The organism is Pedobacter jeongneungensis, from assembly GCF_039538295.1.
Lineage (GTDB): Bacteria > Bacteroidota > Bacteroidia > Sphingobacteriales > Sphingobacteriaceae > Pedobacter > Pedobacter jeongneungensis.
The window spans coordinates 416,009-437,237 of record NZ_BAABBY010000003.1 but is presented as its reverse complement, the minus strand read 5'-3'; the positions used below and the strand labels follow the sequence as shown (position 1 = coordinate 437,237).

Below are 21,229 nucleotides of genomic sequence, written 5' to 3'. Positions count from 1 at the left end.
ACCTCGATTGTAAAATTATATATGGAATTGGAAAATAATATTTGGAATAGTTTTTGTTTTACATTGAAAACATTAAATTTGTTTTAGAAATTAAAAAAATAAATTACACCCAAATAACATGAAAAAGATCTTAGTATTATTCGCTTTTGTTTTAGGTTTTGGTATTGCTGCAAATGCACAGGCTAAACCTGCTGAGTTTAAATTCGAAACTGAAACACATGATTTCGGTAAAATTGTTTTAAACAAGCCAGTAACTTACGATTTCAAATACACAAACGTTGGCGAAGAGCCTTTAATTATTACTAAAGCAGAAGCAAGCTGTGGATGTACTGTACCAAAATACACTTCTACCCCATTGAAAAAAGGTGAAACCGGTGTAATTTCAGTAACTTTTAACGCTGCTGCCGGTCCGTCTACTTTCTCTAAAGCGGTTACCATCACTTCAAACGCTAAAACACCAATTAAGGTTCTTTATATTAAAGGTGAAACTGTAGCTGCCGCTTCAAAGTAATTTTTTAACCGATAATATTTAAAAAGTCCCGATTTTCATCGGGACTTTTTTATTTTTGTACCATGCCAAAAATTTCACAAAAAGGTGTGCAGATGCCTGCATCGCCGATCAGAAAATTAACCCCCTTTGCAGATCAAGCTAAAAAAGATGGTAAAAAAGTGTACCACTTAAATATTGGTCAGCCCGATATAGAAACACCTGAAGGAATGTTAAACGCCATCAAAAACATTGATTTTAATGTTTGGGCCTATACACCATCAGAAGGAACGTTAGCCTATCGCTTAAAACTTACCGAATATTACAATAAACTGGGTTATAACATTACGCCAGAAAACATACTGGTAACTGTTGGTGGCTCTGAAGCCATTACCATTGCCATGCAAACCTGTGTGAATGAAGGTGACGAAATCATTATTCCGGAGCCTTTTTATGCAAACTACAATGGTTTTGCCTGTATGAGCAACGTGGTAGTAAAACCAATTCTTTCGTATATCGAAAATGGTTTTGCCCTGCCTCCTATTGCCGAATTTGAAAAACTGATTACCGAAAAAACCAAGGCAATTATTATCTGTAACCCAAATAATCCAACCGGTTATTTATATTCGAGAGAAGAATTAGAAGCTTTAAAAACACTTTGTGTTAAGTACGACCTGTTTTTATTCTCAGATGAAGCTTACCGCGAGTTCTGCTATGATGGCAGGGAATTTATATCGCCAATGCACCTGGATGGCCTGGACGAAAATGTGGTAATTATGGATACAGTGTCTAAACGATATAGTGCTTGTGGTGCACGTTTGGGCTGTTTAATTACTAAAAATAAAGAAGTAATCTCCTCAGGATTAAAATTTGCACAGGCGAGGTTAAGTCCGGGTATGGTAGAGCAGATTGCCGGTGCCGCTGCAGTAGATACGCCAGATAGCTATTTTGAAAAGGTAAATACTGAATATACTTTACGCCGCGATACTTTGGTTGGAAGATTGAACAATATTAATGGTGTTTTCTGTCCGAACCCGGGTGGTGCATTTTATGTGGTTGCTAAATTTCCAATTGATGATGCTGATAAATTCTGTCAGTGGATTTTAGAAGAATTTAGCCACGAAAACCAAACCGTAATGATGGCACCTGCAACAGGCTTCTACTCTACTGCCGGTTCTGGTAAAAACGAAGTGCGTATGGCTTACGTTTTAAATACCGACGATTTAAATGCAGCGATGGACTGTCTGGAAGTAGCGTTAAAGCAATACCCTGGAAGAACGAAATGATTGATGGAAGATGTGAGATGGAAAATGTGAAAGGAATGATCTGAACTATAAATAAAGAAACCTGCAAATGAATAATTTGCAGGTTTCTTTTTGTGGAGCCGAAGGGAGTCGAATTATTCTACTTAACTAACTATAAATCAAAGTATTAAGTATTTTTTTACTCAAAAACTTACCTCTTTTTTTTGATTGCAAATCGTAATATAAAATTACGTATAATCTATTAGTTAGTTATTTTTTCTTCGAAAAATATTCTTGCAAGTTGAACTCTTATGCTCTTTCGCTTTCCATCAACTATCCTTGCCATTTTAGTGGGCATTTCGGCAAATGTGTACGCACGTTTCGTATTTATGCTGACACCTTGTTTCGCTCCAAACTGAACGCTCTGATCTTCAGGTCAGGATTTCTTCACACAGCAGTTCCAATAAAATTTCTAAGTTCAGGTCAAATTAAAGCCCCTGAGATAAATCGATACAGGGTGCGATCTTCATCAGATTTATTTTAAGCGCGTCATAGTGTCTTTTTAATGGATTTACCAGCTTCATCTGGAGGATGATGGAATGGCGATCTAAAGGAAAGGGGGAAATGAGGATACCGAACGGGAAACCGTGGAGTGCCTAGGGGAAGAAGTAAATTGCAGCCAAGCCGCTATGCGTTCAGAGAGAAAGAAACTTTTATGCTACAGCCGGTAATCAAATTGGCGGCCAGTTTGGTCCGAAACGGAGGGTCACTTTCGCCGAAATACGCATCTTATCCGCGGGGCCAAAACAAGACTCACTTTTGGATAACAACTGGCATACAGCAATTCTCCAAGCGCTGGCTGCTGGCACAGTCCCCCATAACCGGTGAGGTATGCCCTGCCGATAGCCTATACAGCAACCCCGAAATCATCAGGTCCTATTCTTTGCCATAACCAACTCGAAGCTATCGCCGAAACAAGAAACCAAAGCTTAGCCTGGAGTGAGTAATAAGATGAATTTCTTTCGGAGCACTTTAACGAAGATATCAAGATTGCCCAACTCGCCAAACTAAATTCTCGTACTTATGAGGCGATAAAAGCAAGACTAATCAGACTTGGACTACCACAAAAATATCAAAGCCAGGCAACTTTAAATTGCTATACTTTGTTATATAACTTACATTTTGGTCTTAGCGAGACGCTGAGACCAGGTGGGTGTACATCTTATTTGTAGTTAACAATTACCTGTTACTTATTCCTTTTATTAGTTTCTTTTTCAATCTCTGAGACATCACTTAAATTCACAACATTTACAAAATTATGTTCTATGCTATCACGCCATTTAATAGAATAGGGATTTTCATATTGTGGAAGATTTAATTTTGAATTATTATTGTGTGAGTTATCAAAATCACCATTACCCTTAACGACTTCAACACTTTTATCATTTCTGAAACATCAAATAACAAATTAATCCATTATTAAAACCACGATAACCAACCTTGATAAAATCATCAGCATAATTTGAGTTCAGACAATCCCCATAGTAGAGGTATGTTGTTGCACCATAGTCCTCTGGTTACTGTTACACCTTCGTAACTATATTTTCTTTTCATATTTTGACAACCAAAGCACAAAAACACCAAAATAATAAAAATATACAAACAACTACCAACCAATAAAATTCAATGAAATTAGACCTTTTTCAGATTGACTCATTTACCGATGAAATATTCCGTGGCAATCCAGCCTGCGTTGTTCCGCTTAAGGAATGGCTTCCGGACGAAATACTCTTCAAAATAACAAAAGAAAATGCCGTTGCAGAAACTGCTTTCTTTGTAGATATGGGCACGCACATACACCTGCGCTGGTTTACGCCTGAAATAGAGATGGATTTATGCGGTCATGCCACCCTGGGTGCTGCCCACGCACTCCATACCATTTTAAATTATGGCAAAGAAGAAATTGTTTTTGCGACAGCAAGCGGAAAACTCACTGTGGCGATAAAAGATGATTTATATTCGCTGGATTTCCCTTCTAGAAAACCTGTACCTACCCAACTTCCCGCAGTAATTGTTAAAGCACTAAATATCCAGCCAAAAAAAGTTTTGAAATCAAGGGATTATATATTGGTATATGAAAACGAGCAGCAAATAAGGGATATCGTGATCGACAGACAGATATTTGATCAGATCAACCTTGACCCAGGTGGTGTAGTGGTTACAGCTAAAGGCAATGAGGTTGATTTTGTCTCCCGGTACTTTACACCGCAATCAACCATCCTTGAAGATCCGGTTACCGGCTCGGCACATTGTTCACTCATTCCTTACTGGAGCGAACAAATGCATAAAAATGATCTGCTTGCGACTCAGGTTTCTGAACGCAGTGGAACGCTATACTGTTCGGATCGTGGCGAAAGGGTTATAATCAGCGGTAAAGCCAGAACATATTCTATTGGCACGTTATGGATAGCATAGGATCAACTGAACTTACCTGATTTTAAGCATTCATCATAGGCTTTATAATTTTAGCGTTGATCTGCCCGTAGCGAACGAAAAGCCTTAGATATTCATCGCTGTTAGATCCATCATCCTATCCCTTGCATGATGGATCTTATTAAATCACCTCATCCAACTCCTGGCTCCGTAAGTGCCTCCCAATAACCTCCACCCCCATTATCAATACCCCACTCAGATCTTCATTTTAATTGATCAAGTTACAATAACATAATCAAGCTTCAACTAGATTCCCCGATACACAACCATTCTCCGGCTGACTAAATATATAGATTATCCCTAGCGCAGTAGCATGCTCAGACAGATGTTGTTTAGGTCCCGAAGTTTCTATGTACATCGGAGGCTTGTGCAATGAACCTTAACTAATAAATTATTTAAGGAAAAATAAAACAAATATTTAATTCTCGTTGTTGCGAAATAAAATATTTATAATTGGGATATGGGATTTCAGCTTGCTTACAGAAATTAGCAATAGCTGATATCGAACAGTCCGGTTTTACCATTGCAAATACTCAATGTTTAACATACACTTAATTTACAATTATGAAAAAAATCATTTTATCAGCAATTTTTGGTTTTTCGGCGATAGCATTTTTGCCATCATCTTCTAAAGCTCAGAATACCCCTAAAGCTCAAAATACGTCAACGAGCCAGAGTACAACGGACAGGGCCATGACTCAACCCGAACCCACTAATGCATTAGCAGCATGGTCGGCAGGTTATCAATATGGTATTTCACATGGTTGGGGACAGGAAGATTCCCTCTATTGGGCCAATGTACAGATGAAGCTTTGGATTTACCATCACGGGTATTAAGTTCTAAACGCTGGCGGGACTAAGTCCCGCCACCTAAACAAAATGCCGTGAATTTTAATTCTCAAAGAAAATGGCGCTTGTTTAACCCGCATCACATAAGATAGCCAGAGGAAGCAGTACTCCCATAATAAGGATCAAACTAAAGTAAAACTGGTAAATGCTGTTAGAGGAATTCTGAAAAATTCGGCTTCAGCAGTTTAACTGTGTGTGTCAGCAACAGTGGTCACTCAATCCCCGTTAGGCTGAAAAAAAATTCCTTCAAAAAATTCATTAACAAAATAATCTTGCGCAAGCCAATGAGGTCCTGCGTGGCATTTCGGAGAATGTGTACGGGCGTGAACCAAAAAGGAACTTCGTATTTCTATCGGGTTGCTTCGATGAAAATCCCGATAAATGGAAGAAACAAATTAAAAAATATAGTCTAAAAGGAGTTATGGGATACGCATCAGCCGGCGATAAGGACGGGTTTAGAAAAATATTAGATTATTTACGGTCCAACATATATACTGATCGACAAGCATGGCAACATGATAACAGCAAGAGGTGATGGGCCAGCTGATTTGGACTTATGGCAATATACTAATCCTTAACATACATCTGTAAGTTTTGTTAAATGAAGCAGTGCGTCAAATTAGCTGTTCTGGATCCGCTTGAAATGATCTTAGAGGTTACAGATTTAACGGTACACACTGAAAAAGATTCCAAAAGACTTCTGAACGCCTGAGGACATAACCCATACCTCGCCTACTGGATCTCCGGATGCCGATCCTATCCGGATAACAGATTGTCTCCAATATCCGTAAGAATAAACTCTTTTCAAAAACGCCGGTAATCATTATATCGGCAAGCCGTGACGGTAAGGAAATAGCCATCGGTGCCGGCATAGATGATTTCATATCAAAACATTTTGATATCGACGAGCTGATCAAAAGGATTGAACTTCAGTTGAACTCATCAGGTGACAAAACCTAAAAACACCATTTGAAATTTCCTCATTCAGAAGGGTTCTTCGCAGATAGGCTTTTTCAATTGCAATCTGCTAAGTTGATGCCCGGAAATTCGTTTTGCGGACCATGTTCAGTCAGGGATATATACTCGAAAGCAGTTCCGCAAAAGCTTTGACAACTTCCGGACAGAATAATCTTCTCAACGGCAGGATTTAATTCCAGGGCAGGAGTGGCGGTTCATCTATATTCAAGGCACACATCAGTGCCCCTATCAATTGTACTGCGTCCTGCCGATCCGGGATACCTTGCCATCAAGATTCGGGCTGGGAAAGTCCGGATAGTAAACCAGAGTAACCGTACAGCCATTCTGGTTATAAAATACCCCCGGGGCGGCTCCGATCTGAAAACTCGGGATCACCACACGTGTCCCGGCAGGAAGCGTCCCGGTAACAGTAATGGTAGCATAGTCATCGTTGACATTACCGCTGGAGTTATCCGCGATCCATAGCTTCTGATCCGAGATAGGGCCTACAAGCGCGACAGAGCTGATCCTGTCATTCGAACCTGGATGGGTACTGGTCAGATTGAGGTTGACATTTGCAAATGCCCCATAGAGCAGATCACAGGTTCCTTGAGCATTATGGCCTTCATAAAATGCGAAATACCCCTCTCCGGTTACAGGTCTTCCGATCTCGGAAGGTTGCCTGGATGGATTGTCCTGGGCAAAAAGGTGCTGGGATGCCATCAACAGTGCTGACATCAGCCAACAGTTTTTAAAAATCTTTTTCATTTAATATTATAGGTATGTGTAGTGCCAATATACCTATTATTACGACAACTACCAAAAATACTACTATGTCAATGTAAATATAACATTACATTTTAACGCAACTTTCACTACAAACGTACCGGATGCGATGTAAGGCAAAGACACTGGAAGTGAACCTTTAGGCCCGGATTAATATGCTTAAACATTTAAAGAATACTTTAGAAAACGGACTTGTCGAGGAAAGAACCATTACCATTTTGAATACCTTAAAGGATCGAGGTAAGAACGGGAAAAAAAATAGACAGACCGACTTGTTATGGCGAACCGTACAGTGTACCATCAGAATTGAAGAATCGAGACTGATCGCTACCCGACCTGACAATCTGGACGAGGTGCTTGAAGATTATGGCGCATATATCTAAAACGACCTTCGTGGAGAGGGCACAGTTTTATTATAAGGCATCCTTCGATGTACTTCAGGATCTGTATGAAAAGGCCTGACGATATTTTTTTATGGCATTTTGAAACTGAACCATCAGGGCCTTTATTTCAGTTTTTTTGTACTGCTTTTAATAGCTAAAAGTGCCTTCTCTCTATTGGTCTGTCTATTGGCTTAACCATTTATGAACTATAAAGAAGGAGGCATAAAACTCCCTCCTTCTTTGGTTACGATAGGCTTCCGACAGCGTGGTAAAAACTAAAAAGTTGAAATGACCGGTTATAAATAAACTGTTATTTCTCAGGTAAAATATTTTGATTGAACATATTAATCCATTCCTGAACAGACTCTTTGGTTGGTGATGCAAAATCTTTTATGCCATCAACAGTTTCCCTGGAAAGCGGTGCAGCTCTTTGAAACATGATTTCTTCAAAGGCTGAAATTGCATCTTTTTGATTGGGATAACTTTTATCGCAGAGGCATTCGCATAGATCCAGGGCGTCCAGCATCGCGAGATTAACACCTTCACCATTGGGAGGCATTAAATGCGCTGCATCACCAATAAGGGTGATATTACTTTTGGTTCTCCACCTTTGCTCCAAAGGAAAATAGTTCAGCGGGCGCCATGTGAAATGTTCACTGGCTTCAAAAAGCGTATAAAATACAGAATTCCAATTTTCAAAATGCTTTAATAAATAGCTTCGTACTTCTACAGGTTTTTTGAAATCGATACCGCTTTGTGTGATCCAGTTTTCCGGATACATTGATGCCGCGTAAAAAGTTAAGCCCCCATCACCACGTGGCTGCACAGCTATAGTAGCGCCGTTCCCCATAGCCATCATATTTCCTTGGTCAACCAACCGGTAGATTTCCGGACATGCAGTGCCGGGATGCTCTATTTCTCCCTGAATGATCGATGCGCCGGAATAAAGCGCTTTCACATCAGTAAGATATGGCCGGACCGGAGAGCGGTACCCGTCTGCGCCGATCACCAGATCAGCAGTTGCAGTGCTGCCGTTATTGAATTGCAGTTTCCATTCATCTCCTACCTGAAGCATACTTACCAGCTGGCTGTCCCATACGACCGTACCTGGAAGGAGCGCTTCTATCAGGAGATCTCTCAGCGCCCCTCTATCGATTTCTGGACGGAAATGCTCATCTCCGAATCCGTTTTTTTCGGTCTGATCACCCTCATCGAGCAGGATATTTCCCTGTGGATCAAGCAGACGGTATTTATCTGCGCCCTGCATATAATTCGCTTTAAATGCATCCATGAGTCCGGCGGCTTCCAGCACTTTCAGTCCTGAGTCAAAATGAAGGTCAACGATAGCTCCCTGTACGCGCGCACCCGGACTGAAATCCCTTTCATAGACTTTGACCTGTGCACCTTTTAACTGTAGAAGCCTTGCCAATGTAAGGCCACCCGGACCGCCGCCGACGATCGCAATATTTTTTCTGTTTAACATCTTTTACCTTAATTAATTGTACAAAGGAACAATGAAATGAAAGGCGGTACAATGACAAAGGCTTGGAAGGTTAGGACTATTCGCGGTAATTATTCAAAAAAGCAATTGGTGACATCCCCACCATTTTTGTAAACAGCCGTGTGAAATACGAAAAATCATCGTAGCCCAATTCATCTGCAATTTCTTTTACAGACTTACCGGAATGGTAGAGCAGCCTTTTTGCTTCCAGGATAATACGCTGCTGAATATGTACAGAAATAGGTTTGCCTGTCGTGGCTTTGACGCACTCGTTAAGGTAAGAAGTGGATATATTCAGAAGGCCGGCATAATCCCTGGGATTTTTAACGGTTTTGTAATGCTGTCCCAGAGCAATTTTAAATTCCCGTGTGATATGATCAGATCGCGTATGATGTTCTGCAGGCTTGGCTAAAGCTAGGTATTGTGAAATGATGAGCGTGATAAGGGTATTACAACTTTCTTTTAAAATTGAATGATAAAAAACCTCTTCTCTTTTCTCCGACAACTTCATGCATAATCCAACAGCCTCTTTCAGAATGGTGAGGGTCTCATGCTTTACGGGCAATACGCCCACCGGCATAAGGTCTTCCAGGACACTCAAATACTCTTCACGGATGTTTTCTTCAGTAATAATCCAGGTACTGATCCGGGCATGTTCAAATGAGATAACCCGATGCACCTGATTGGGATGGATGTAGACAATAGCCGGCGCTGAGATGCAATAAGTTTGAAAATCAATTTGAATATGCGTACTTCCTTTTTCCTGAATGATAAAGGTATAGCCGCCGTCACGATGGGCCCGTTCAACCTCCCTGGAATCCGGCGAGCCGTGGAATGCTTCACGCATCATCATGATCCCTCTGAAAGTTCCTTCGGGAAGCGTATTAACAGGAATATTTTTATTCTTTTTTCTCATTTCTCAATGCCATTGCGATAACAATTTGCTGTACAAAATTGACTTTTTTCCTGAAACACTGCTAAAACCCTCCCATTTAAATCCTTCATAACGCTTTACACTAACCTACTTTATATCAATGGCGCGTAGCGTTGAAATACTTCACATATACAAAAAGTGCGATGTAGAATACCAGCGCAATGGTAAACAAGATGGCCATCACGATGCCGATCATCTTCCAGAATCCCGTTTTTGCAGAAACCATCTGCCCGTTTGCGAACTTTTTTTGGGGCCATAAAAATCCGACAAGTATTAATGCAACTAAGATAGCCGCAATAACCCTTAAACGGTAAATCTGATCTTTGAAATGCAGCCACCTGGCCTTAACCTTTTCCCTTCGGGGAATTTCATCAGTATAAAGGTATTTATTACCCAAAAAAGATTCCGCGGCACTGATCGAGATATTCTCTCTGCCTACAAGATAAAAATAGATATAAGGTCTCCCTTGCAGGGTAAGGGGTCTATCGGCTATTTTCAGCGTTACTGTGGTATGGTCAAAGCCGCTTTTATAAAACACCTTATGCAGATCAATTATCACTGCCCGGTTATGGGTTTTGCTTTTAATAGCAGAACTGATCAACAGATCACCATTGACGATAATATAATTGCTCGTGAGCAGCCATACGGCAGTGTATATAATGAAATAGCCGATAAGACCATACCATTTTTCTTTTATAATGTTGACTGTCCTTGCTGCTGAATAAAAACTCAGCGGCATTATGATTACAAGCGATAATATCCAGACCATCCGGGGAGCATGATCAGTATAAATTTCAAGAGAAAACCTTGACAGCACATATATCGTCATCCATATGGAAATGTACGTGATGAGAAAGGGCTTTTCAAGGCGGCGTATAACTTCTTTCAATTGTATAATGGATTTGAGGGCAAGTACTAAATTTAGTAAAGATAAAAGATATCCTAAAATGACAAGGCGAATGCTGATAAATCACTAAAATAACCCATCACCTCCAATCCCAGCGGTTTCTTCCCCTATCACCAGTCTAATAGTCCCGTGCTTTAATCGGAAAGCAGGTTGAATGGTCACCTTTGACCTTAGTGTTCTGGCGTGCATTTCCATAAAAGCAAGGAAAAGCGTTTCATAGTCCGGGCGGTGAGAGAGAAATATAAGACACGCTTATATCAGGAAAATAAATGACAACTGTGCAACACAAAAAGATTGTCAGAATGTTAACTATTGATGGAGACAAAAGTGCCTGGGTTATACATTTATCCCAATTTCATTTCAGCACCACAGGAAATGGAGCTGTTGCAGGAAATAGACAAGCAGATATGGGTGGTTGACTATTCGAGGCGCTTGCAGTATTACGGATATAGAAATGAACTTGAAGAGCCATATCAATTAATATCTATACCCTTATCCATTCCACAACAGATTCATCGCCTTTCCGAAGAGCTGGTGAACAAGGAACTCCTCGATTTACAGCCTGATCAGGTCATCATAAATGAATATCTTCCTGGCGAGGGAATCCGTCCGCATAAGGACCGCAACTACTATGAGAACCAGATATGCGGTGTCAATCTGGGAAGCGGTTGCATCATGCGTTTTATCAAAGGCAAAAACCTGGAGGTAATAGATATCGAGATGCCGCAGAGATCAATGTACATCATGCAGGATGATGCCAGAAAGAAATGGACTCACGGAATTCCGCCGAGAAAAAAGGATAACATCAATGGGATTTTGGTAAAAAGGGAAAGACGTGTATCGGTGACCTATCGCAAAGTTAAGCCCTCAAAAGTTCACCGGATGAACCCTCGGGGGAAAGTGGCGGAGATTTTAAAAGAAAAGTTCAGTTTATAATTCGATAGAATTAATTAAGCACTTAGTTCCTAAAGGCGTGAATCAGGTAATCATAGCTTTTGACTTTAAGTCTGGATGTTCACTTATTTAAGTGCTTTTTATCTTGATTAATATAGTTTACAGGAGGGATCCATCAGGACTATTGTGTGTACTTTACATCTACTTTCATCTGTGTGTGGTCTGTATTAAAATAAGGCAATGTTCCAAGGGCTGTAGCCTTAAGTACATCATCGACATAAATATTTCCGGTAACCACTGGGTTTTCCCCTTTGAGTACAATATCGGCATACAGGGAAAGTGTAACTGCTTTTTGCTGCGTAAAAGTTATTTCCTTTTTCCATGTTTTGTTGGCAAGCGTATCGAAGCTATAGAATCCATTGTCAGTACCTGTGTACATGATTTTGTTGTTCCCGTAACTATAGAAAGGGTCTGCAACGCTAATTATCTCGTATTTGACCTTTATTTTTTTTGCAGGCACAGGCGGCTCCGGCACAGGCAGCGGATCGTTCGAGTTTTTTTTACAGCTAAATGCCAGTGTACATATTAATACAATAATCATCATAGCTGTTATTGGTTTAATACTTCCCTGCTTGTGTATCGGATTGACCATGTATAGTTTTGACCTGTTTATCATTTCTCAACAATATTTTGTATGATTTGTTTGCCCCGCTATTGATAGACCCATCCTTAGGCCTACATTTTTGTAAAAGCAGGAATCGTTCCCTTACAACTATCCAACGCCTAAGCATTCCCATTAAAAAGAAGCAGCACTTCCAACTCTTTCATCTTTGGAACTACCTTTTTTCGTGGACTTACTGTTTTTTGAATCATGCTTCTTCAAGTTTACGGTAGCATCCCCTTTATGCAGCTTCAGATACACCTGATTCTGCTTTTAATAAATCAGCAACCTGAGTCTTGATACCTGCATAATTTTGCCTGATCTCTTCGTCAGATACCGTTTTTATCATTGGGATCGGCTTATACGACCTCTCCTCCCTCGCGATTGCCTCATGGTCATTCTGGATTTCGCAATGAAACATCTTTAAGGCTATCTTTTCCTCCGGATTGTCCGCAACCATCCCCACGAATTCCCCCGAGGATAGCCCGGCAATTTTAGATGCGGGAACGGCATAATCCAGTTGCGTGCTCTGCGAAATCGAAATATCGCTGCTATTGATACTTCTGGATTGCCGGTCCTGCATAATCTTCCCAAAAGTCTTGCTCAGGGCTTTTGCTGCAAACACGATATTTTGGCAAAAAAGCCATTAAATAACAAAAAAGAAAACCCTGCAAATCAATGATTTGCAGGGTTTTAGTGTTTTTAGTGAATTTTGTTACTAACTCCAGTGGAGCCGAAGGGAGTCGAACCCTTGTCCAGTTGTGAGATAAATTATACCTTCTACATGCTTATTTTTCAATTGATTTTCGGGATATAAACGGGCTGAAAACCGACCTTGTTTATAACCTTAGATACTTTATCTCACTTTAAGTCGCATCTCCTTAAAGCCAGCTTTGTTGTTTCGATGCCCCGGATTCTAACCCAACAATGCAGCAGTTAGAGGGACAAAAGCTAAACTAGTTCTAAACTAGGCAGCTAAGGCGTAAGTATTTTCGCCAACTAAAATGTGATCGTTCACTTTAAGTGCTCTCCGAACAACGCACTGCATGCTAACATAACCTTCGCCACCCCGTCAAATCCAAGAACGGCCCCAGTTTTTAGTTTCAGTTTACAGTTATGAATTGCAAAACCGGACTGCAAATATACAAAATTACTTTGTAAAAGGTTATTCTTTGGATCCAATATCTGATATATACAATTCGGTTACAAGCTAGAACATCATCTCATAAATAATTTTGTGTAAAATTTATTAAGAAAATCATACAAAAAAGCACTAACTACAACTACAAATCTGATTTCGTGTAAAATTTCAGGACATGCACACAACTGACTATCATAATCTTTAACAGTTATATATATTTGCTGCTCATCCCACATAACTAACTATTTAACTATGATGGGAAAAATCTGTATTCGTTTTAATCTTCCAGAACTTAATCGTTCAACAAACCACTTCTTTCATTTCGGTATATCGACTAAAGCTTCTGCTAACAGGCTTTTCGTAATACTCAAAATACCTCAACGGGTGTTTCTCAACACCAGCAGTTTACACGCACTCACACCTATAATAAATTAAAATACTGAATACCAGTAATTTAATATACAGCAAGATCAATTCATTAACTAACTTTTAACTATCAAACTTATGAAAACATCATTTTCAAAATTAAAAGCAGGCTATGTGCTTATTTTATTAACCGGTATAGCCATTGCCATTAGCTGCAAAAAGAACAACACAACTAACGAAAATCAGGACCAGACTCAACTTACTAAAGATGAGGAAATGGCCATAGCAAAAGCGGGTTTTTCTCCTGATAACGCCTTTAAAAAAGACGGAGGCTATGTTGTAGAGGGCGATATTTTCCTTGATGCAAAGAACCTTGCTACCCAACAACAAATCGTTGGAGATTTAAGGCAGAATAAACCTAAAACAGAGCAATATCGTTCTACTAACATTGTAAACGTTGGAACATCAAGGGTGCTAAAAATAAAAATTGACGCAGGTACATCACAAAAAGTGTTTAATGATGCAGCAACTGAAGCCATTAAACGCTATAACGATCTAAATTTAAAATTAAGCTTTAAACTTTTAGATGCCAGCTCTGCAGAAACTGCTGATATTTCGATTATTGGAGCAGATTTAGGAAAAGCACCTAACGGACAAACCATTTTAGGTCAATCTGCTGGCTTTCCAACAAATGGAAATCCCGCCAGTCCGATCAAATTAAGTAATGTGGTTTATGGTCCAACTTATGCTAAAAACAGTTTGCTGGCTACCGTAATTGCACATGAAATTGGCCATGCAATTGGCTTTAGGCATACTGATTATGCTGATAGAAATTTTAGCTGCGATATACAGACATACAATTCATGGCTTGGAAAATACCTCAAACAAAATGAAGGACAGGCTGATGTTGGTGCTGTTCTGATACCAGGAACACCAAAGGCAGAAAATGGCGATCCAGATTCATGGATGCTTGCCTGCTTAGGTGAAAATAGCCGTCCGTTTACAGCTTATGACCTTGTGGCATTAAAAGCCCTTTATCCGGTAAAATAGCGATATAAAACTTATTGATCTTGCGGAATGGTAATCTTACACGGGTTACCATTTTTTATGTTTTGTAAGCCCCATGTAAATAGAAAAATATAAAGCTTATAATTGCGACCGATTGTTCATATTTGTCCTGTCATGAAAAAAGCCGAACGCACCAAGCAATTCATTATCGAAAAATCTGCACCGATTTTCAATACAAAAGGTATTGCAGGTACTTCTATGAACGATATTATGGAGGCGACGCAATTGGCAAAAGGTGGCGTTTACAGACACTTTGCCAGCAAAGAAGCTTTAAGTCTTGAGGTATTTAACTACCTGAGCAACCTCATGCACGATGGCGTTACAGCAGTTGTAAGGGAAATACCAACGGCTAAAGGCAAACTTTATGGCTTGCTTGATTTCTACGATAACCGCATTTTATCAAAATGGGGCGGTTGTGCCATCCTGAATTTTGGGGCAGAAGCCGACGATACCAACCCGGTAATGAAAGAGAAGGTAAGGGCAGCCATCCACCGGTTTAAAAGCCGCATCAGCAAGATCATCATTGATGGACAAGAAAGCGGCGAGTTTTCTAAAGATTTCGACGCCGGAAATTATGCCATAAAAGTTTTCACGATGTATGAAGGTGCCGTGCTGATCAGTAAGATAGAAAATAACCCTGAATACCTCCATAACATCATAGCCATGCTGAAAAAAGAAATCGATCTTTATATCCTCTAAAATTTTTTACCTAAAAAGAGACCGAACGTTCACTTTAATAAATTTATTATGTCCCCTAAGCCTGAATAACTACACTACTAAAGAACCAATCATAATCGACTAATTTTTTTACCTAAAAAGAGACCAATCGTTCACTTTTATTAAATACCAGATGAGCAGTTTAAAACGAACCCTATTGATTATTACAGTATTGATGGCCGCCGTAATGGAACTCATTGATACTACCATCGTAAATGTAGCCCTTTCGCACATGAGCGGAAACCTTGGAGCTACCTTAGAAGACACTACCTGGGTTGTAACGGCGTACGCCATTGCCAATGTGATTATTATTCCAATGACCAGTTTTTTAACGGCTATGTTTGGTCGTAGAAATTATTACATCGGCTCTATTATTATATTTGTTTTTTGTTCTATTATGTGTGGGGGCGCACCGGATATATGGACATTGGTTGCCTTCAGGTTTTTACAAGGATTGGGCGGTGGTGCTTTGCTATCAGTTTCGCAGGCCGTAATATTTGAACTTTTTCCTAAAGAAAAACAGGGTGTAGCCAGTGCTATTTTTGGCATAGGAGTATTTATTGGTCCAACTATAGGCCCTACAATGGGTGGTTTGATTATTGATAATTACAACTGGCCACTTATTTTTTATATTAATATCCCTATAGGCATCGCTGCGGCTGTTTCGTGTTATTTCCTGCTTACAGAGCCGCTCATCAAACCAAAAATAAACAAAGTAGACTGGTTGGGCATCATTTTGCTCGCGGTGGGTATCGGCTCATTACAAACTGTGCTCGAACGTGGTCAAACTGAAGATTGGTTTGCTACGGGCTATATTATCGTACTCACTGTTACCGCCATTGCGGCTTTAACAGCGTTTATCCTATGGGAATTACATGTCGCTCATCCTGTGGTTAACCTAAGGGTATTTAAAAGCAGATCGTTATCTATAGCGGCGATTTTAACCTTTATTACAGGCATTGGCATGTTTACTTCGGTTTTTATTACACCCGTTCTGGCCCAGCGCCTGCTTGGCTTTACGCCTACCGAAACAGGCCTGATGCTACTGCCTAGTGCTGTAATTGCCATATTTGCGCTGATTGCTTCTGGCAAGTTAATGGCCAAAGGAGTATCGCCAATTTTAATTGTTGTTTTAGGCTTTGTATGTTTTATATATTTTAACTGGAGCATGGCAGGAATTAATTTTGGTATTTCGGCCCGGGCCATCAGCATTAACCTGATTTTCCGTGCCACAGCTATGGCTTTTTTAACAGTACCACTTACCATGCTTGCGGTATCTTCACTGCCGCCTGCAGATATTCCCCAGGGTGCATCCCTCAATAATATGATGAGACAGTTGGGCGGTGCATTTGGCATATCAGCAGTAAACACCTACTATGCACAGCGAATAGCGGTACACCGCACAGATCTGTTGAGCCACATTAACATATATAATCCGCAAGCAGTTGAACGATTAAACTCGTTAACCGCTTATTTTCAGCAAAAAGGAATTAATGCAATGGATGCCCGCATGAAAGGAATCGGCGTAATTGAACATACCATTAGTACGCAATCGTCCATGCTCAGCTATATCGATTGTTATTATTTTGTTGGGTTGCTTTTTGTAGTTACCCTGCCCCTTCTGCTATTCGTAAGCAAGAAGCCAAAAAACCCGGCAATTGGTAAAATGGTTATTTCGGATCATTAAGAGCTTGATTTATTATTAAGTCATAAGTCTGTAGTCTTCAGTCTGCAGTCGATTAATTGATTTAAACAATTAACGATAAGTTATAAATCAAACGGCAATAAACCAACAATTTGATTTTCTGCATTTCATTGTATAAATTGAACCGGAATATAATCCTCCATTAATCATTATGAAAAGATATCTTGTTATCATTCTTTTGGCACTCTCTTTTTCTGCGCAGGCTCAACCCAATCTTAATCATTATAAGTATATTATTGTGCCAGAGAAATTCAGTTTTCTTAAGCAGGCTAATCAATATAACTTAAATAACCTTACCAAAGCCCTTTTTGATGATTTGGGCTTCACTACTTACTTTGATAATGCAGATTTACCGACGGAAATTGCAGGCGACAGGTGTAAAGCTTTAACTGCTGATATAGAAGAAAAAAACAGCATGTTTGTAACCAATCTTACAGTGGTGCTCAAAGATTGTAAGGGAACAGTGGTGCTAAAAAGTAAGGAAGGGAAAAGCAGGGAGAAAGAATACAAAACTTCTTTTAATCTGGCCTTAAGGGATGCATTTGCTTCTTTAACTGATTTTCGTTATACCGCAGGCAGCATTCCGGACGCTTCGGCACCAACGCCTGCTGCACAGGTAAAAGAAGCTAAAACTGAACCAACTCCTGCCCCTGCTACCCAGCCAGTAGCTACCGAAGCAAAACAGACAGATGCGGTATTGTATGCCCAGACTACAGCCAATGGTTATCAGCTGGTTGATGCAACGCCTAAAATTGTGATGACTTTATTTAAAACTTCTGTTGAGGATTTTTTTATGGCCGTTAATGGAAATACGAATGGTGTGGTTTTAAAAAAGAATGGTAACTGGTTTTTTGAATATTACAAAAATAATGTATTGGTTTCGGATAAGTTACCGGTTAAGTTTTAAAGCTGAGGGGTTTATTGGTTAATTGGATAAACTGGTTAACTGAGGCAAAATGCCTGATAATCATTTAAACCATAAAGAGCACAGAGCCAACAAAACTTTTGGTAACTCTATGCTCTTTTTGACTAAAGACTTTGCTCGATGCCCATCAGGTTTTGCAGCTGTCATTATTAACTTATTCTTCTTTTACTTTGTTCCAAATGTCCTGGTAAAGTTCTTCGTGTCTTCTAAACTGCAAATGCACATAAGGACAAAGCGGAATAACTTTCAGGTTATTTTCACGAACATAATTTACCATGGCATCGAGCAATAGTTTTGCATAGCCCATTCCCTCTTTTTCAGGCGATACTTCTGTATGGTAAACAGTGAGGTCTTTTCCCTGGATATCAAATACCATTTCGCCAACTTTTCCATCTTCATCGAAAAGATCGAAAGCGCCTGGTCCATTTTCCTGAATATTGATTTTAACTTCTGCCATAGGGGTGTGTAATTTTATGGCAATTTAGTAAGAATTAAGGTTTTTGTACGGAAGATATATGGGTAGAATTTTATCGTAACAAAAAAGTGGCTTCACTTTCAGCCTCCAATTAATTCTGCCACGGATACACAGATTTATACGGAATTACGCTAATGAGGAGTTCTCCTACGGCTACCAATTAAGCAGTTAACCAATTACCAATGATTATTGAACCAATGACCAATGAACCAATGACTAATGACCAACGAACCAATCACCTGTTATCCTTGCTGAGCTGATCTAGATCACGAATGCAATAATCAACACCGGAAAAACGGCTAAAAACTTTGAATTTCTTTTCATTTTTGCAGATTTTAATATGCGTTTAATGTTTGTTGCCAGCCCCCAGCCACAAAAGTGCATTGATTAATAACTTATCCTGATTAGGATTGCCAAACGAAGAAGAAAGTGATTTATTGGTATTGTCGTATTTATGTTCATAATCCATATCGTTATGCCCCATGTTTACATAAACCATTTTAAACTTTTTGTTGCTCCAAACCACAGGATAAAAGCCACTGCGCCAGATTTCACTTTGTTTTGGACCTGTACCAAGCGGAAAACTTGCTGAATCGACCGACAATAAAATTTCGATATCAGGGTTATTGCGAAGGTCGTTTTTCCAGCGGTACCATTCGTTGGGTTGAGCCTTAAAAGTTTGTGGCAGTTTTGCCGTAACGGGATGTTTGACTCCAACTTTCAAAATAGCGCTGGTTGGTCGCCAGGTATTGCTTCCGTATTCTCCTGACCCCAAAAATGTGTTATGGTACCAATCCCAGTTTTGGGGAACGGCCGAATTGTTTAAACCAAAGGCAGCAAAATGGAAACCCATCCAGCCACCTCCTTTTTCCATGTATTTCTGAAAGGCTTCCCGCTGTTCGGGCTTTTCGGGACGGGTATCTAAAAATAATACTACCTGATAATTAGCGAGAAATTTTTCATTTAAATTTTCCCAGTTCGAAGTAGAATCGTATTCAAAATTATATTCTTTAGCCATTTTTGGGAACCATACATTGGCTTCGTGTACAAAACTAATGTGCGCCAGATCGCTCTTGGCAGTATAAAAGGCAATTACTTTAAATTTCTTTTTGGGCAAGGCCATTACAGCGTTAGCACTTAAAAGACCAGCAAACAGGATGATACAGATCAGTAACGTTCTTTTCATAATGGTTTTCTTTAACGCTAAAAATAGCTAAAAACTGTCCTGATTTTACCTTTCAAGAGTTATAAAAAAAACAAAATTAATTTCATCATAATCTGTTAAAGAATATTTTAACTAAAAATGCTTAGATTGAGATGGTATAAAATTACCTGAATCAAAAATGCTCTAATATCGAAATCCTTAAAAATAAGATGATGCTCATTAAAACCTACCTTCCGAACATTTTTTTCCTGATTTTCTTATTCAGCGCCCTTTCTTCTTCCGGACAGATTGTATTAAAGGACAAGAAATACCATGTTGACACTAAAATATTTTCGCAAACGGATTCTGCACCGCTGAAAATGGATATCTATTACCAGGGACAAATCACAGAAAAAAAACCAACACTGCTGTTTGTTTTTGGCGGAGGTTTTGTACTGGGTCGCAGAGATAGCAAACTATACGAACCCTATTTTAATACACTGATTGAGCATGGCTTTAAGGTGGTATCGGTTGATTACAGATTAGGACTTAAGGGCAAGAAATTCCCCACCCCTTTTAACACTTCTAGTTTACGGTCGGCTATTGATACGGCTACAGCAGATGTTTACAAAGCGACAGATTATATAATCAAAAATGCTAAAATCCTGGGTATCGATACAGGTATGATTATCATCTCCGGATCGAGCGCCGGAGCCATTACGGCATTACATGCCGATTACAACAAACGGAATGCTACACCCCTGGCTGCAAAACTTCCGGCAAACTTTCAATATAAAGGGGTAATTTCTTTTGCGGGAGCAATTTTAAGTTATAAAGGTGCTCCAAAATATGCTGTAGCTCCTGCACCAACCATGTTTTTTCATGGCACAGCGGATAAACTGGTTCCGTACAACAAGGTAAGACTACTTAACCGCGGCTTTTTTGGATCGAAATACCTGGCGCACCGGTTTAGAAAGAACAACTACCCCTATTATTTTCAGTATGTACAGGATATGGGCCACGAAATAGCAGGATCGCCAATGGCCGAAAACCTGCCCGATATTTTATGGTTTATTGAGAATTATGTTGTTAAACACAAACGCTATTTTATGGATGTAGATTTTAAAGATGCCGACAAAAAACGCACTTTTAACCTGTCTGCAGCCAAAAAAATTGCTGGAAATTAAAAAATTGAAGATTTTGGAATAATCAATTTTCCTGACCACCTGTCTGTTCGCCGAGAATACGTTCTATCTCAAGCATCATCTGTTCGGCTAAACGTTGCTTGGCCAATGATTTCGACAGGTAAGCATCTGCAAAAGTAGCTTCCAACTCATCCATAATAAAGGCGTATTTGGCCTTAAGTTCTATGAGATCTATCTGAAGCTTCTTCGAAAGGTTTTGCATGCTGCAAAGCTAAAAAAAGCAGAACATAATTCTCCGATATATCCTGTCATTTTTCCCTTTTTAAAAAAATATTGAAGAATTGGTAAATCGTTAAAACAATCTTTGCATCCTTTCGTTTATATCATAATTCCGGCGTGGTTTCCGGAATTCATTTGTTTGGTTAGTTGATTAGGGATCAATCTCAA

At 39.6% G+C, this 21,229-nt stretch carries 21 protein-coding genes and 1 other RNA gene; 12 read left to right on the top strand and 10 right to left on the bottom strand.

Translation table 11 applies throughout. The annotated features are described in order from the left end of the window. The first annotated feature begins 118 nt into the window (after positions 1–118). The 5 genes from ABD769_RS07800 to ABD769_RS25000 all read left to right on the top strand — a co-directional run bounded on the left by ABD769_RS07800 (position 119) and on the right by ABD769_RS25000 (position 6,033). On the top strand, positions 119–511 hold the full coding sequence (locus ABD769_RS07800; protein ID WP_025142781.1) for a DUF1573 domain-containing protein: 393 nt from the start codon (positions 119–121) through the stop codon (positions 509–511). 62 nt (positions 512–573) lie between these two features. Next, a complete protein-coding gene (locus ABD769_RS07795) occupies positions 574–1,773 on the top strand; it encodes a pyridoxal phosphate-dependent aminotransferase (RefSeq protein WP_344850847.1) in 1,200 nt (399 codons plus the stop codon). Positions 1,774–3,417: 1,644 nt separating this feature from the next. Next, positions 3,418–4,206, top strand: a complete 789-nt coding sequence (locus ABD769_RS07790) for a PhzF family phenazine biosynthesis protein (protein ID WP_344850846.1) — start codon at positions 3,418–3,420, stop codon at positions 4,204–4,206. A gap of 582 nt (positions 4,207–4,788) precedes the next feature. Continuing rightward, positions 4,789–5,061 carry a hypothetical protein gene (locus ABD769_RS07785; protein ID WP_344850845.1) on the top strand — a complete coding sequence of 91 codons (273 nt, stop codon included), beginning with the start codon at positions 4,789–4,791 and terminating at the stop codon, positions 5,059–5,061. 783 nt (positions 5,062–5,844) lie between these two features. Further along, complete coding sequence (locus tag ABD769_RS25000) at positions 5,845–6,033, top strand: response regulator (RefSeq protein ID WP_425568854.1); 189 nt, start codon at positions 5,845–5,847, stop codon at positions 6,031–6,033. A gap of 246 nt (positions 6,034–6,279) precedes the next feature. Here ABD769_RS25000 and ABD769_RS07780 read toward each other — a convergent pair whose 3' ends face one another. Beyond that, the gene (locus ABD769_RS07780) at positions 6,280–6,798 is read right to left on the bottom strand and encodes a hypothetical protein (protein WP_344850844.1); all 519 of its coding nucleotides are present in this window, start codon (positions 6,796–6,798) and stop codon (positions 6,280–6,282) included. Positions 6,799–6,971: 173 nt separating this feature from the next. Here ABD769_RS07780 and ABD769_RS07775 point away from each other — a divergent pair, with 173 nt between their 5' ends. Then, complete coding sequence (locus tag ABD769_RS07775) at positions 6,972–7,199, top strand: hypothetical protein (protein WP_344850843.1); 228 nt, start codon at positions 6,972–6,974, stop codon at positions 7,197–7,199. A 310-nt stretch (positions 7,200–7,509) separates the two neighbouring features. Here the strand turns inward: ABD769_RS07775 and ABD769_RS07770 are convergent, their stop codons facing one another. The 3 genes from ABD769_RS07770 to ABD769_RS07760 all read right to left on the bottom strand — a co-directional run bounded on the left by ABD769_RS07770 (position 7,510) and on the right by ABD769_RS07760 (position 10,373). Next, entirely contained in the window at positions 7,510–8,682 is a 1,173-nt protein-coding gene (locus tag ABD769_RS07770) for an FAD-dependent oxidoreductase (RefSeq protein WP_344850842.1), read from the bottom strand. 76 nt (positions 8,683–8,758) lie between these two features. After that, positions 8,759–9,616 carry a helix-turn-helix domain-containing protein gene (locus ABD769_RS07765; protein WP_344850841.1) on the bottom strand — a complete coding sequence of 286 codons (858 nt, stop codon included), beginning with the start codon at positions 9,614–9,616 and terminating at the stop codon, positions 8,759–8,761. 115 nt (positions 9,617–9,731) lie between these two features. Then, positions 9,732–10,373, bottom strand: a complete 642-nt coding sequence (locus tag ABD769_RS07760) for a hypothetical protein (protein WP_344850840.1) — start codon at positions 10,371–10,373, stop codon at positions 9,732–9,734. A gap of 483 nt (positions 10,374–10,856) precedes the next feature. Between ABD769_RS07760 and ABD769_RS07755 the strand changes: the two genes are divergently transcribed. After that, positions 10,857–11,477, top strand: coding sequence for an alpha-ketoglutarate-dependent dioxygenase AlkB (locus tag ABD769_RS07755; protein WP_344850839.1), 621 nt, complete (start codon positions 10,857–10,859; stop codon positions 11,475–11,477). Between the two features lie 139 nt (positions 11,478–11,616). Here the strand turns inward: ABD769_RS07755 and ABD769_RS07750 are convergent, their stop codons facing one another. From ABD769_RS07750 to ssrA, 3 genes are all read right to left on the bottom strand, one after another. Continuing rightward, a complete protein-coding gene (locus ABD769_RS07750; RefSeq protein WP_344850838.1) occupies positions 11,617–12,039 on the bottom strand; it encodes a hypothetical protein in 423 nt (140 codons plus the stop codon). Between the two features lie 298 nt (positions 12,040–12,337). Next, positions 12,338–12,721, bottom strand: a complete 384-nt coding sequence (locus tag ABD769_RS07745; protein WP_344850837.1) for a hypothetical protein — start codon at positions 12,719–12,721, stop codon at positions 12,338–12,340. Positions 12,722–12,821: 100 nt separating this feature from the next. After that, positions 12,822–13,188, bottom strand: a transfer-messenger RNA (tmRNA) gene (gene ssrA, locus ABD769_RS07740). Positions 13,189–13,741: 553 nt separating this feature from the next. Between ssrA and ABD769_RS07735 the strand changes: the two genes are divergently transcribed. From ABD769_RS07735 to ABD769_RS07720, 4 genes are all read left to right on the top strand, one after another. Further along, a complete protein-coding gene (locus tag ABD769_RS07735) occupies positions 13,742–14,653 on the top strand; it encodes a M57 family metalloprotease (RefSeq protein WP_344850835.1) in 912 nt (303 codons plus the stop codon). Between the two features lie 132 nt (positions 14,654–14,785). Continuing rightward, on the top strand, positions 14,786–15,370 hold the full coding sequence (locus ABD769_RS07730; protein ID WP_344850834.1) for a TetR/AcrR family transcriptional regulator: 585 nt from the start codon (positions 14,786–14,788) through the stop codon (positions 15,368–15,370). 151 nt (positions 15,371–15,521) lie between these two features. Beyond that, positions 15,522–17,075 carry a DHA2 family efflux MFS transporter permease subunit gene (locus ABD769_RS07725; protein WP_344850833.1) on the top strand — a complete coding sequence of 518 codons (1,554 nt, stop codon included), beginning with the start codon at positions 15,522–15,524 and terminating at the stop codon, positions 17,073–17,075. Positions 17,076–17,244: 169 nt separating this feature from the next. Then, positions 17,245–18,000: an SPOR domain-containing protein gene (locus ABD769_RS07720; RefSeq protein ID WP_344850832.1), complete on the top strand. Its 756-nt coding sequence runs from the start codon at positions 17,245–17,247 to the stop codon at positions 17,998–18,000. 172 nt (positions 18,001–18,172) lie between these two features. Here the strand turns inward: ABD769_RS07720 and ABD769_RS07715 are convergent, their stop codons facing one another. Both ABD769_RS07715 and ABD769_RS07710 read right to left on the bottom strand, forming a co-directional pair. Then, positions 18,173–18,475, bottom strand: a complete 303-nt coding sequence (locus ABD769_RS07715; RefSeq protein ID WP_344850831.1) for a GNAT family N-acetyltransferase — start codon at positions 18,473–18,475, stop codon at positions 18,173–18,175. A gap of 364 nt (positions 18,476–18,839) precedes the next feature. Beyond that, a complete protein-coding gene (locus tag ABD769_RS07710) occupies positions 18,840–19,679 on the bottom strand; it encodes a ThuA domain-containing protein (RefSeq protein WP_344850830.1) in 840 nt (279 codons plus the stop codon). Between the two features lie 188 nt (positions 19,680–19,867). Here ABD769_RS07710 and ABD769_RS07705 point away from each other — a divergent pair, with 188 nt between their 5' ends. After that, on the top strand, positions 19,868–20,824 hold the full coding sequence (locus ABD769_RS07705) for an alpha/beta hydrolase (RefSeq protein ID WP_344850829.1): 957 nt from the start codon (positions 19,868–19,870) through the stop codon (positions 20,822–20,824). A gap of 22 nt (positions 20,825–20,846) precedes the next feature. On the opposite strand, the gene ABD769_RS07700 is transcribed toward ABD769_RS07705, so the two are convergent. Beyond that, positions 20,847–21,044 carry a hypothetical protein gene (locus ABD769_RS07700; protein WP_344850828.1) on the bottom strand — a complete coding sequence of 66 codons (198 nt, stop codon included), beginning with the start codon at positions 21,042–21,044 and terminating at the stop codon, positions 20,847–20,849. Positions 21,045–21,229: the final 185 nt, after the last annotated feature.